The organism is Nonomuraea turcica (assembly GCF_030718205.1).
In the GTDB taxonomy this organism is placed as follows: domain Bacteria; phylum Actinomycetota; class Actinomycetes; order Streptosporangiales; family Streptosporangiaceae; genus Nonomuraea.
Window position 1 is genome coordinate 1 of the sequence record NZ_JAUZQF010000087.1, and the last position, 1,115, is coordinate 1,115.

Sequence of the window (1,115 nt, forward strand, 5' to 3'; positions counted from 1 at the left end):
TCTGGTCTTGTCTCATTTCTGGGGCCGGTCCTGGGACTGGAGGTAGGTGCGGACGGTGGCCGCGCTCGTGCTGCCGGTCGATCCTGCGTAGTAGGAGCGGGACCAGAAGTGGCCGCCCCACAGGTGTGTGCGGACGTGGACGCTGTATTCCTGGCGGAGGTAGCGGGCCGAGACGCCCTTGAGGGAGTTGACGAGGGAGGACAGGGCGACCTTGGGCGGGTAGCGGACGATCAGATGGACGTGGTCGTCGGCGCCGTTGAACTGGGTCAGCTGGCAGTCGAACTTCTCGCACACCTCTTTCATGATCTGTTCGCAGCGTTCCAGCATCGGGCCGGTGAGTGCGTCTCGCCGATATTTCGTGACAAACACCAAATGCACGGACAACTCGTGGACGCAGTGACGCCCTGTTCTGATGTCGGGGTTCGGTTCCCATCGCGGCGACATACACCAAACGATAGAATGTGGCGCGTGGAGCGGGGGAAACGCAACCGCGCTCAGGTCGCCCGCCTGGAGTTGGACCAGCGGCAGAGCGCCGTGTTGGACGGCCAGGCGCACAACGCGCGCACGCTGTGGAACCTGCTGCACGAGTTCTTCACCTTCCGGCAGGGCCGGTTCGCCTCCCTCGCCCAATGCGACGAGGCCATCCGGGCCGCCCGCAAAGAGATCGACTGGCTCAACGAACTGCCCGCCCAAGCGGCGCAGGCCGTGCTGAAGACCTACCGGCAGGCGTGGGCGAACTTCTTCAACCCCGACCACCCGGCCGGGCGCCCCACGTTCAAGAGCCGATTGCGCTCCCGGATGGCCGTGGACGTCCCCCAGGCGCGGGACCTGAACATCACCCGGATCAACCGGCGGTGGGGCGCGGTCACCATCCCCAAACTCGGCCGGGTCCGCTTCCGGTGGACCAAAGACCTGCCCGGCGTCACGAAGGGCAACCCGCACGGGAAGATCACCGGGGCGCGGTTGGTGAAGGAGGCCAATGGGTGGCACATCGTGTTCCGTATCCAGACCGAGGAGCCGGTGCCCGCCCCGCATCCGGGGCCGAACACCGCGATCGACCGGGGCATCGCCGTCCCGCTCGCGCTGTCCACCGGAGAGAAGATCTTCCACCGTAA

2 protein-coding genes are annotated in these 1,115 nt (G+C 66.3%); one reads left to right on the plus strand and one right to left on the minus strand.

Features of this window, described 5'->3' with window-relative positions; genetic code table 11:
* Positions 1-12 precede the first annotated feature (12 nt).
* Positions 13-444: an IS200/IS605 family transposase gene (gene tnpA, locus Q9G87_RS60300; RefSeq protein WP_305925686.1), complete on the minus strand. Its 432-nt coding sequence runs from the start codon at positions 442-444 to the stop codon at positions 13-15.
* Positions 445-468: 24 nt separating this feature from the next.
* On the opposite strand from tnpA, the gene Q9G87_RS60305 reads away from it, so the two are divergent.
* Positions 469-1,115 (plus strand): RNA-guided endonuclease InsQ/TnpB family protein (locus Q9G87_RS60305; RefSeq protein WP_305925687.1); only part of this gene is annotated, 647 nt, incomplete at its 3' end.

What these genes read in the sequence shown, in the direction of transcription:
- tnpA (WP_305925686.1), bottom strand. Translation starts at nt 444, where the DNA reads ATGTCGCCGCGATGGGAACCGAACCCCGACATCAGAACAGGGCGTCAC.